The 10178-nt window shown below is 67.8% G+C and carries 10 protein-coding genes and 1 pseudogene; 6 read left to right on the forward strand and 5 right to left on the reverse strand.

What is annotated here, in order from left to right; genetic code table 11:
- The 3 genes and pseudogenes from Q8814_RS21125 to Q8814_RS21135 all read right to left on the reverse strand — a co-directional run.
- Positions 1–174: pseudogene (locus Q8814_RS21125) on the reverse strand (uracil-DNA glycosylase); the annotation flags it as partial.
- A 65-nt stretch (positions 175–239) separates the two neighbouring features.
- Entirely contained in the window at positions 240–761 is a 522-nt protein-coding gene (locus Q8814_RS21130) for a gamma carbonic anhydrase family protein (RefSeq protein ID WP_330153956.1), read from the reverse strand.
- A 9-nt stretch (positions 762–770) separates the two neighbouring features.
- Positions 771–1742 (reverse strand): thiamine-phosphate kinase, encoded by a 972-nt coding sequence (locus Q8814_RS21135; protein WP_330153957.1) that lies wholly within the window; start codon positions 1740–1742, stop codon positions 771–773.
- Positions 1743–1851: 109 nt separating this feature from the next.
- Here Q8814_RS21135 and Q8814_RS21140 point away from each other — a divergent pair, with 109 nt between their 5' ends.
- Positions 1852–2448 carry a DUF3515 domain-containing protein gene (locus Q8814_RS21140; RefSeq protein WP_330153958.1) on the forward strand — a complete coding sequence of 199 codons (597 nt, stop codon included), beginning with the start codon at positions 1852–1854 and terminating at the stop codon, positions 2446–2448.
- An 11-nt stretch (positions 2449–2459) separates the two neighbouring features.
- On the opposite strand, the gene Q8814_RS21145 is transcribed toward Q8814_RS21140, so the two are convergent.
- Positions 2460–4013 (reverse strand): acetyl-CoA hydrolase/transferase family protein, encoded by a 1554-nt coding sequence (locus Q8814_RS21145; RefSeq protein ID WP_330153959.1) that lies wholly within the window; start codon positions 4011–4013, stop codon positions 2460–2462.
- Positions 4014–4347: 334 nt separating this feature from the next.
- Between Q8814_RS21145 and Q8814_RS21150 the strand changes: the two genes are divergently transcribed.
- The 5 genes from Q8814_RS21150 (at position 4348) to Q8814_RS21170 (ending at position 9910) form a co-directional block, all read left to right on the forward strand.
- Positions 4348–6465, forward strand: a complete 2118-nt coding sequence (locus Q8814_RS21150; RefSeq protein WP_330153960.1) for a RecQ family ATP-dependent DNA helicase — start codon at positions 4348–4350, stop codon at positions 6463–6465.
- A 141-nt stretch (positions 6466–6606) separates the two neighbouring features.
- Positions 6607–7125 carry a diaminobutyrate acetyltransferase gene (gene ectA, locus Q8814_RS21155; RefSeq protein WP_330153961.1) on the forward strand — a complete coding sequence of 173 codons (519 nt, stop codon included), beginning with the start codon at positions 6607–6609 and terminating at the stop codon, positions 7123–7125.
- A 63-nt stretch (positions 7126–7188) separates the two neighbouring features.
- A complete protein-coding gene (gene ectB, locus Q8814_RS21160) occupies positions 7189–8472 on the forward strand; it encodes a diaminobutyrate--2-oxoglutarate transaminase (protein ID WP_330153962.1) in 1284 nt (427 codons plus the stop codon).
- A 43-nt stretch (positions 8473–8515) separates the two neighbouring features.
- Positions 8516–8914: an ectoine synthase gene (locus Q8814_RS21165; protein WP_330153963.1), complete on the forward strand. Its 399-nt coding sequence runs from the start codon at positions 8516–8518 to the stop codon at positions 8912–8914.
- 60 nt (positions 8915–8974) lie between these two features.
- Positions 8975–9910, forward strand: a complete 936-nt coding sequence (locus Q8814_RS21170) for a D-isomer specific 2-hydroxyacid dehydrogenase family protein (RefSeq protein ID WP_330153964.1) — start codon at positions 8975–8977, stop codon at positions 9908–9910.
- Positions 9911–9925: 15 nt separating this feature from the next.
- On the opposite strand, the gene ligD is transcribed toward Q8814_RS21170, so the two are convergent.
- A partial coding sequence (gene ligD / locus Q8814_RS21175) for a non-homologous end-joining DNA ligase LigD (RefSeq protein WP_456239114.1) occupies positions 9926–10178 on the reverse strand: 253 nt, incomplete at its 5' end.

Genomic DNA, 10178 nt, shown 5'->3' on the forward strand with positions numbered 1-10178 from the left:
CCGCAGCACATTCGGCCCGCTCGGCAGATATCGGCGTCCGGAGGCGATTTCGGCCCGCAGGAACTTGCCCATCGCCGTGATCTCGCCGGCGACGGGCGCAAGCGCGGCAGCCCATCCCGGCTCGATGATGTCGGACAGCGGCCGCGAGGGCGTTTCCGTCGTCTGCTCGGTCACGTCGTGAACTCCCTGTCGGATCGCTCTTGGCTGCGGCTCGGTCGCTGCGGATCAGTCGCGGCGGATCAGTCGAGGCGACGCAGCGCGGTGCGGTAGTAGTCCGCATTGTGCGCATACATCTTCGCGTTGCCGTCGAAGTTGCCTTCCGGCACCTCGTAGCCGTCACGGACCTTGGCGGGGACGCCCATCGCCATGCGGCGCGGCGGCAGTTCGAAGCGCGGCGGGACGAGAGCGCCGGCCGCCACCTGGGCGCCGGCCCCGATGATCGACCCGTTCAGCACGAGCGACCCGGAGCCGATGAGGGCACCGTCGCCGATCGTCGCCCCCTCGATGTGGGCATTGTGGCCCACCACGCACCGCGCCCCGAGGACGGTCGCTTCCACAGCGGTGCAGTGGATGATCGTGCCGTCCTGGATGTTGGTCTCCTCACCGATCGTGATGGTGCCGTAGTCGCCGCGCAGGACGGCCGACGGCCACACCGAGGCGCGGGCTCCGAGGGTGACGTTGCCGATGACCACCGCGTCGGGATGAACCCACGCGTCGGGATGGATATCGGGAATGCGGTCGCCGAGTGCGTAGACAGCCATGCGAGCAACCTATCTCGAGTGACCGGCGGAAAAACTCTGCCACCCTCCGGAACCGGTACGAGGGCGCCCGTCGACGGTGACACCCCGACCGGCCCGCACGGTGCCGATTCGGCGCCAGCCGTCGGGAAGCGCGACATCCGCTGCGAAGCACGCGGCGAGAGCGTGGTCCTCACCACCGGTGAGGACCCAATCCCATGGATCAGCGCCCAGTTCGACTGCCGCAGAGCGCAGTTCGTCGTCCGGCTCGAGAAGGTCGCGCTCGATGTCGATCATGACGCCGGACGCGGTGGCGATGTGCCCGAGGTCGGCGATCAACCCGTCGGAGATATCGGTGGCGGCATGTGCAGCCGCCCTCGCCGCCTCGACGCCGGCCGCGTACGGCGGGGACGGCACCCGGTGGGCATCCAGCAGAGCCGGATATCCCCGATGCCCGGCCCCGAAGAGTGCGAGACCGGCGGCCGAGCGGCCGGTACGGCCGGCGAGCGCGACCGTGTCGCCGGCACGGGCAGCGGACCGGAGCAGCGGCGCGCGGCCTTCGAGGTCGCCGAGGACCGTCACCGCCACGACGACCTGACCGGCCTGCACGAGGTCGCCACCGACCACGCCCGCACCGATCTCCTCCGCCGCTTCCCCGATCCCGGCGGAGATCTCGTCGAGGACGGCGATGGGAGTGTCGGGCGGGCAGCCCAGCCCGACCAGGAAGGCGGTGGGACGGGCCCCCATCGCGGCGACGTCCGCGCCGTTCTGGGCGACGGCCTTACGGCCCACCTGGCGTGGAGTGGACCAGTCGAAACGAAAGTGCCTGCCTTCGACGAGCATGTCCGTCGACACTGCGACACGCCCGTCTCCGGCCGCGACGACCGCGGCGTCGTGGCCCGGTCCGACGAGGGTGGTGTCGGGTTGCCGCCGTCCGGCGACGGCACGGGAGATGGCGGGAAATTCGCCGACGTCGGCGACGGTGGGTCCGGTCGGATCTGACACGGTGACAGGCGCCTCTTTCTCGGTCGGCGACAGCGACGGGACGCCGAGCGCCCTGCTAGGTTCGATTCACGCTACCGTTGCCCGCCCGAGAGACCCCACGCTGGACGCCATGACAGACAACTCCCCCACGCCCGATCCCGACGAGTCCGTCGCAACGACGAACAACCCCGCACGCCGCCATCCTGCTCTCATCGCCACCGCGATCGCACTGCCGGTCGCGCTGCTGGTGGGCATCGTCGTGGCCGCGGTCGTCGTGACACGGTCGCCGGTGACCTCACCGGTAGGGCTCGGCCCCGTCCCCGCACCCGACGCCGAATCCGAGTCGTGCACGGCACTGCTCGAGGCGCTACCGGAGGATCTCGGTGACTACTCGCGTGCCGAACTCGCCGACCCGGCGCCGGTGGGGGCGGCTGCCTGGCAGTCCGCCGAGGGCGGAGAGGTCGTGCTGCGGTGCGGCCTCGAACGGCCGGACGAGTTCGATCAGGCCTCGGCGTTGCAGGTCGTCGACGACGTGCAGTGGTTCGAGGTGTCCGGCGCGGAACAGGGCATCGACGCAAGCACCTGGTTCGTGGTCGATCGCCCGGTCTATCTCGCGCTGACCGTGCCGAACGGATCGGGTCCGACACCGCTGCAAGACATTTCGGCTGCAGTGTCTACGACCCTGCCTCAGCAGGCCATCGACCCCGCCCCGGTCGGCGGCCCCTGAGGAAGGCGCGATCAGTCGGCCAGCATCGTGCCGGTCTGCTGGAAGCGCTGATGGAACGAGAACGCTTCGCCGAGCAGGTGCGGAGTGTGACCCGATCCGGGCGCCGCTTCGGCCCGCTCGACGTAGTCGTGGAGCTCGGCCTGGAACGCGGGGTGGGCGCACCGGTCGATGACCACCCGGGACCGGCGACGAGGCGACAGACCCCGGAGGTCCGCCAGCCCCTGCTCGGTGACGATCACCTGCACGTCGTGTTCGGTGTGGTCCACGTGGGGCACCATCGGCACGATCGACGAGATCGCGCCGCCGCGGGCCGTGGACGGGCTCATGAAGATCGACAGGTATCCGTTGCGAGCGAAGTCGCCGGAGCCACCGATACCGTTCATGATCCTGCTGCCCATGACGTGCGTGGAGTTCACATTCCCGTAGATGTCGGCCTCGAGCATCCCGTTCATACCGATGACGCCGAGCCGCCGGACGATCTCCGGGTGGTTACTGATCTCCTGGGGACGCAGCACGATGTGCTCGCGATAGAAGTCGATGTTGCGGACGAATTCGTCGAGTCCCGCCGCGGAGAGCGCGAACGCGGTGGCCGATGCGTAGCGGACGGTTCCGTCCTTGATCAACTGCAGCATGCCGTCCTGGACGACCTCGGAGTAGCACGTCAAACCCCGGTAGGGTCCGCGCGAAAGTCCGCCGAGCACCGCGTTGGCGACATTGCCGACGCCGGACTGCAGCGGCAGCAGCGTGTCGGCGGGCAGACGTCCCGCGCGCACCTCGTAGTCGAAGAACTCGAGTACGTGCGCGGCGATCGCCTCGCTCGTCGCGTCCGGGGCGGTCAACGGGGTCGCGCTGTCCGGCGCGGCGGTCTCGACGACTGCGACGACCCGCGCCGGATCGACCCGGAAGTACGGCTGTCCGATCCGGTCCTTGACATCGGTGAGCTGGATGGGTTTGCGGTGCGGCGGGAGAGCGGTGCCGTAGTAGATGTCGTGGCATCCGTCCAGCGCCTCCGGGATCCAGGAGTTGACCTCGAGGATGATCTTCTCGGCGACGTCGAGCCAGGTCTTGCTGTTGCCCACCGAGGTGGCCGGGATCAGTTCACCCGATTCGGTGATGCCCGCGATTTCGACGACTGCGACATCGACGTGGCCGTAGTAGCCCTGCCACACCTGCTGGGCGACGTGGGACAGATGGATGTCCACGTAGTCCATCCGGCCGTCGTTGATCTTGCCGCGTGCGGTAGGCTCGGCCTGGTAGGGCATGCGCAATGCGATGCCGTCTACCTCCGAGAGCAGACGCTCGGTCTCCGACGCCACCGAGGCGCCGGTGAGCAGATTGATCGTGAAGTCGTCGCCGGCGGCGCGCGCACGACGGATGCGGTCGGCCAGCGCGGGGGTGACGACCTTCGGGGTCCCGGCACTCGCGAAACCGCTGATCGCGACCGTGTTTCCGGGGCGTATGTACTGCACAGCCTGCTCCGCGGAGATGACCTTGGCCCGGTATCCCTCGTGGTGGATCCGGGACGCGGCCGGTGACGGCACGGACGCAGAAAGCTGTGTTTGCATAGCGAACAGATTAGCCCCGACAACGAAGCGACCGTCACAGTCGTCGGATCCGAGGGACGCGGACCACTGCGTCCGCCGACGCGATCGTGACCACGCGGATCAACGAAGCTCACCCCGAAACGCTTGTCTCCCAGCCACTTCGAAACTTCCCGGATCGAACACCACGGAAGCGCACCCGGCGGGGCGCTGCCGCGTAACGATTCGGCGCCGGCGCTCGTTCGCCGCCCCGACGCCGCCGCTCGACGGATGATACTGCCCGCTCGTCGCGCGGATCCGACGAATCCGGCGCGGCACTTCGGCCAGTGGTGTCACCGCACTGCGGCACGATGGCTCCATGAGCACCGCAACCACCGACCTGCGCGACGAAGCCGAGCGACTGCTCCGCGGACTCGCCGGGCCGAGCGCCCGACTGCGCGACGACCAATGGACCGCGATCGAAGCCCTCGTCGTCGCGCGACGGCGCGCGCTGGTCGTCCAGCGCACCGGCTGGGGCAAATCCGCGGTGTACTTCATTTCCGCCAAGCTGCTCCGCGCGCACGGGCACGGCCCGACAGTCATCGTCTCGCCGCTGCTCGCGCTGATGCGCAACCAGGTGGAGGCCGCCGAACGTGCCGGCGTCCGCGCCGCGACCATCAACTCCGGCAACATGACGGAGTGGGACGAGATCCATCAGCGGATCGCCGACGGCGCAGTCGATGTGCTGCTCGTCAGCCCCGAGCGACTCAACAACCCCGACTTCCGCGACCGGGTGCTGCCGTCACTCGCGCGGGATGCGGGTCTCGTGGTCGTCGACGAGGCGCACTGCGTGTCCGACTGGGGTCACGACTTCCGCCCCGACTACCGGCGCATCCGCACGCTCGTCGCCGAACTCGGCGAGGGCATCCCGGTGCTCGCCACAACCGCCACGGCCAACGACCGCGTGGTGTCGGATGTTGCGGCCCAGCTCGGCGTCGGGGAAGGGACCGACGGGGACGGAGCCGGCCGGACGCTGATTCTGCGCGGCGGACTGGATCGGCCGTCGCTGCACCTGTCGGTCGTGCGGATCGCGGAGCCGGCTCGGCGCGCGGCGTGGCTCGCCCAGCACCTGCACGAGCTGCCCGGTTCGGGCATCGTCTATGCGTTGACGGTGTCCGCTGCGCGCGACCTCGCCGCGCTGCTCGCCGATCACGGGCACACCGTGGCCGCCTACACGGGTCAGACCGACACTGCCGAGCGAGAACAGCTCGAGGCCGATCTCCTGGCCAACCGGGTCAAGGCCCTCGTGGCGACGTCGGCGCTGGGGATGGGGTTCGACAAGCCCGACCTCGGATTCGTCGTCCATCTCGGCGCCCCGTCCTCCCCCATCTCGTACTACCAGCAGGTCGGGCGTGCGGGCCGGTCGACCGACCGCGCGGAGGTGATCTTGCTGCCCGGCAGCGAGGACAGGCAGATCTGGCAGTGGTTCGCGTCCGTCGCGTTCCCCGAGGAGTCGCTTGTGCGCCGGGTCGTCGAGGCACTCGACGCCGAGCGCCCACTGTCCACGCAGGCACTCGAACCGAGGGTCGACCTGAACCGGTCGCGTCTGGAGATGGTGCTCAAGGTCCTCGACGTCGACGGCGCGGTGCGCCGGGTGAAGGGCGGTTGGGTTTCCACCGGGATGCACTGGGAGTACGACGCGGACCGGTACGCCCGCCTCGAGCAGGCCCGCGCCGCCGAGCAGCAGGCGATGCTCGACTACGAGCGGACCTCCGAGTGCCGGATGGTCTTTCTCCGTCGCCAACTCGACGATCCGGAGCTGAGCGCGGACACCCCCGGATGCGGCCGATGCGACAACTGCGCCGGCCCGCGCTGGACGGACGCGGTCGACGACGCCGAGGTCGCACGGACCAGGCAGCGTCTCGAGCGGCCCGGAATCGATCTTCCGCCGCGCAAACAATGGCCGACCGGGATGACCACCCTGGGAGTGTCCCTGTCGGGTCGGATCACCGACGGACCGGAGCCGGGCCGGGTGCTGGGAAGGCTGTCCGACCTCGGCTGGGGGCCGCGGCTGCGCGCTCTGCTCGACGGACCGGACGCGCCCGCCCCCGACGCGGTGGTGAAGGCGTCGATCGCCGTGCTGGCGGCCTGGGACTGGACGGAGCGACCCACGGCGGTGATGGCCGTCGAGTCGCCGACGCACCCGACTCTGGCCTCGACGCTCGCCTCCGAACTCGCCCGAATCGGACGATTGCAAGATCTCGGTTTATTACGACAGCGAGCGGGGCATCCACCCGTGACGGCTGCGAACTCCGCATACCGGATCGCCGCGCTCGTCGATGCATGGGAAGAACCGGATCTCGCCGGAGTGCGCGGTCCGATCCTTCTTGTCGACGCGGTGACCGACACCGGCTGGACGCTCACGATGGCGGCGCGAACCCTCGCCGCTGCGGGAGCCGATTCGGTGTTGCCCTTTGCGCTCGCAAGCCCGAAGTAATCGTCCCCCGGCGCGGCGATGCTACCGAAATGTGGCGGGCATCACAACACACGCCTCACCTGCACGGAATGGAGGGTTTCGAGAGGGAATCAGGCCAAAGGGGTGATTTCGACATCGAGACTTGTTAGGTTTGGAGCACTTATGAAGCCCGTTACGGAAAGAAGTACCCCGTCCACTGGACCGGCTGAATTGAGTTTTCGAAGCCCGCGGATCGCCGACGGAACACGGATATGGCAGATTGCCCGCGATTCCGAGGTGCTCGACGTCAATTCGGGTTATGCGTATGTATTGTGGTGCCGCGATTTCGCCGAGACCTCGGTGATCGCCGCCGACGAATACGACCGCCCCGTCGGATTCGTCACCGGTTACCGTCGGCCCGAGTCGCCGCAGACGCTGTTCGTCTGGCAGGTGGCCGTCGATGCTGATCAGCGCGGTCGCGGTGTGGCAGGACAGATGCTCGACACCCTGCTCGACCGCCTGCGCCCGTCGGGCGTGACGCGGCTGGAAACTACGGTCAGCCCCGACAACAGTGCGTCGATCGCGATGTTCACCGCACTGGCCCGCCGGCGCGGAACACACATCACGCGAACCGACTTGTTCGCACCCGATGATTTTCCTGATTCACATCTGGCAGAGGATCTTTACACGATCGGCGAGTGATTCGGCGCAGATTTGCCGCCGAATTCTCCGACCGTCGAAATTTATACAGGAGGACCACACTTCATGACCATCCTGGAGCATAAGCCCGAGGCCGCAGAAAACATCGATATTTTCCAGCATCTCGAATCGGAGGTCCGCAGCTACAGCCGCGCCTGGCCCACCGTATTCGACAAGGCGTCCGGATCGTGGATTCGCAGCGTGGACGGCAAGGACTATCTCGACTTCTTCGCCGGAGCCGGTGCGCTCAACTACGGCCACAACAATCCCGTGCTCAAGTCGGCCCTCGTCGACTACATCATGGGCGACGGGATCACCCACGGACTCGATATGGAGACCGTCGCCAAGCGTGAACTCCTCGAGACGTTCGAACGCGTGATCCTGAAGCCGCGCGGACTCGACTACAAGGTCCAGTTCCCCGGCCCGACCGGCACCAACAGTGTCGAGGCGGCACTGAAGCTGGCACGTAAGGTCACCGGACGCGAGTCGATCATCAACTTCACCAACGCGTTCCACGGCATGACGCTCGGAGCGCTGTCGGTGACCGGCAACTCGATGAAGCGAGCCGGCGCGGGTGTCCCGCTGGTGCACGCGACACCGATGCCGTTCGACAACTACTTCAACGGGGTTACCGAAGACTTCCAGTGGTTCTCGCGGGTCCTCGACGACTCCGGCAGCGGACTGAACCGCCCCGCCGCGGTCATCGTCGAGACCGTGCAGGGCGAAGGCGGCGTGAATGTGGCACGCCCGGAATGGCTTCGCGCTCTGGCGGACCTCTGCGCGGAGCGCGAGATCCTGCTCATCGTCGACGACGTCCAGATGGGCTGTGGCCGTACCGGTGCCTTCTTCTCGTTCGAGGAAGCCGGCATCACGCCCGACATCGTCACGCTGTCGAAGTCGATCGGTGGTTACGGCATGCCACTCGCCCTGACCCTGTTCAAGCGCGAACTCGACGTGTGGGGCCCGGGCGAGCACAACGGCACGTTCCGCGGCAACAACCCGGCCTTCGTCACCGCGGCCGCCGCGCTGAACCACTACTGGAACGACGACAAGCTCGAACGCGAGACCCTGCGCAAGGGCGAGCGGATCCGTCAGACCTTCATGAACCTGTCCGACATGTTCGACGGTGTGTCCACCCGTGGACGCGGCCTGGTGCAGGGCCTGGTCTTCGACGACCCGGCCGATGCCCAGAAGGTGTGCAAGCTGGCATTCGACGAAGGCCTGCTCGCCGAGACGTCGGGTCCGTCCGACCAGGTCGTCAAGCTGCTGCCGCCGCTGACCATCTCCGACGACGAACTCGAGTTCGGCCTGAACATCCTCGCCGAGGCGACCGCCAAGGTCCGCGCCTGAGTTCGACCGAATCCTACTGAGACAGAAGGACTTCCACTTCACCATGATCGTACGCACCACCGAGGAAATCACCGGCACCGAGCGCGACGTCACCTCGGAAGACGGACAGTGGCGCAGCAAGCGCATCGTATTGGCCGGCGACAAGGTCGGATTCTCGTTCCACGAGACGACCATCGAGCCCGGAACCGTCAACGCGTTCCACTACGCCAACCACATCGAGGCCGTGTGGCTCGTGGAGGGCACCGGCAAGCTGTACGACCTCGACAACGACAAGGTGTACGACCTCGCTCCCGGCTCGATGTACCTGCTCGACGGGCACGAACGTCACCGCGTGGAGCCCGAGACCCGCATGCGCATGCTGTGCGTGTTCAATCCTCCCGTGACCGGACGTGAGGTCCACGACGAGAACGGGGTCTACCCGCTCGTGGTGGAATCTGCCTGACAGAACTGCCGGGACCGTACCGACGTGACCGATGCGGGACGGACGCTTAGAGTCGACACCATGACCTCCGAGCGTCCGTCCCGCATTGCCGTCGGCCCGAGCCTCGAGCCCGCCTTCGCCCGCGCGGTCACCAGCGGCGGCGGCACCGTCTGCGCGCTCGACGAGTGCCCCGACGCCCTCGTCTGGACGGGCGGACACGAGACGTTTCCCGCCGTTCTGCCGGCTTCGGTGCGCTGGGTGCAGCTACCGGCGGCGGGAGTCGAGAACTGGCTTACCGAAGGAATCATCAAGGCGCATCCCCAGGTGACGTGGAGCTCGGCCGCCGGGGCGTACGCCGCCACTGTTGCCGAGCACGAGGTGATGTTCCTGCTCGCCGGCGTGCGGGCGCTGCCCGACCACCTCGCCGCGACCTCGTGGACGCCCGGAGACTTCTATCCCCGCCTGGGAACCCTGCGCGGCGCCACCGTGGGCATCATCGGCACGGGGGGCATCGGTCGTGCCCTGATTCCGATGCTCGCCGCACTCGGCGCCCAGAGTCTCGCGGTCACTCGCACCGGCCGTCCGGTGCCCGGAGCCGTGGAAACCTTCCCCGTCGAACGCATCGACGAACTCTGGCCTCTGGCAGATCATTTCGTGATCGCAGCCCCGGCGACGTCCGAGACCGAGCGGCTGATCGGCGCGGAAGAACTGTCCTCGATGAAGCCGACCGCGTGGCTCGTCAACGTGGCCCGCGGCAACCTGATCGATACGGACGCCCTCGTCGACGCCCTGACCCGGGGCACGATCGCCGGGGCCGGCCTCGACGTCACCGACCCCGAGCCCCTGCCCGACGGTCATCCACTGTGGTCACTGCGCAACGCGATGATCACTCCCCACGATTCCAATCCCCCCGCTCTGCGAGTCCCCGCCTATGTCGAGCACGTCACCGAGAACATCACGCGATTCGCCTCGGGCCTCGAGCCGCTGGCCGTGATCGATCCCCGCGCCGGCTATTGAGAACCGATCCACTTTTCACCGATCCTCTTGCGGTGCGGTATCTTCCGCACCTTCGGCTTCGTCCCGCTCGGCCCACTCGAGGAGAGTTCCGAGCGAGAACACCGCGTCGTCGATACCGGCGTGCAGGTCGCCGAGACGCGCGAACCGGCTCGGTACCGTGTCCATCCTGAGGTCCTGCGGTTCGACGTCGTCGATTTCGTCCCACGTCACCGGGGTCGACACCGTCGCCTCCGGGACTCCCCGCACCGAATACGCGCTCGCGATCGTA

It is taken from the genome of Rhodococcus chondri (assembly GCF_036327435.1).
Taxonomy (GTDB): Bacteria; Actinomycetota; Actinomycetes; order Mycobacteriales; family Mycobacteriaceae; genus Rhodococcus; species Rhodococcus chondri.